This window comes from Kitasatospora griseola (assembly GCF_014648555.1).
Lineage (GTDB): Bacteria > Actinomycetota > Actinomycetes > Streptomycetales > Streptomycetaceae > Kitasatospora > Kitasatospora griseola.
On record NZ_BMRI01000062.1, the window covers coordinates 17617 to 18654 of the forward strand.

Annotated in this window: 1 pseudogene; it reads right to left on the reverse strand. The window is 69.6% G+C overall.

What is annotated here, in order from left to right:
- Positions 1-904, reverse strand: a pseudogene (locus IEZ12_RS36175) (IS701 family transposase); the annotation flags it as partial.
- Positions 905-1038: the final 134 nt, after the last annotated feature.

Genomic DNA, 1038 nt, shown 5'->3' on the forward strand with positions numbered 1-1038 from the left:
ATGATGCTGTGGCGGGCCAGGACCCAGTGCCTGCGGTCGGGCCGGTGCCAGGGCCGGACCTCCACCCGCGCCCAGTCGTAGACCCTCGGGCCGTGGGCACCCTCTCCGCACGAGCGGCGCTTCCACTTCTGGCCGGGCAGGCCGGCGACCAGGTCGTGGAGGGGGTGGTCGAGGGCCCGCCGGGTGACGACGGTGTCGTGCCGGGTCGTGGCCACCACGTGGAAGACGTCGGCCTGCTCCAACTCGCCCCGCCAGCCCTTGCTGTAGCCGTAGCCCGCGTCCGCGGTCAGCCAGCGGAACGGGATCCCGTCGTCGACCGCACGGCGGACCATCGCCCTCGCGAGGTGGACCTTGGTGGCGAACTCGATCTCGTCGCCGATGCCCGCCTCCCGGCAGCGCTCGCGGTCGTCGGTCCAGGATTTCGGCAGGTAGAGGGCCCGGTCGATCAACGTCCGGCCCCGCTCGCCCGAGTAGGCGAGGAACACTCCGACCTGGCTGGGGGTACCCCCTCCGGGGGATTCTCGGTGCGGCCGGCGGTGCCGGAGTACTGCCGCTGGACGCCCGCTGACCGCACGCCCTTCTTCAGGAACCCGGTGTCGTCCGCGATCAGCACGCCTCCCGGGTCGGCCAGGTGCTCGACCACGTATGCGCGCACGTCGTCGAGCACCCCGTCCGCGTCCCAGTCGATCCGGTTCAGCAGCCGCTGGATCCGGTCCGAACCCGCAGCCTCCTCGGCAACCGTCCAGCCGTTCTTGCGCTCCAACGGCGCCAACAGCCCCCGCATGTAGGCGAGCGCCGACTCCCGCGACTCACTCCGCGCGAACCGGTGAGCAAACCGCTCATGCAGCCCGGCAAGCCCGTCCGACCAACGACGAGCATCGACCTCGGATATCTCCCCACCCATGAACAACCCAACGAACGAACCCAGCAGTCGTCACGGTAAGCACCGTTGCAGTACTAGCTAGATGATTGATGCCAAGGGTTAGTGGTCGTAGGCGGTCAGCGAGCGCTTGACGGGTTGGCCGGTGTGGTCGTTGT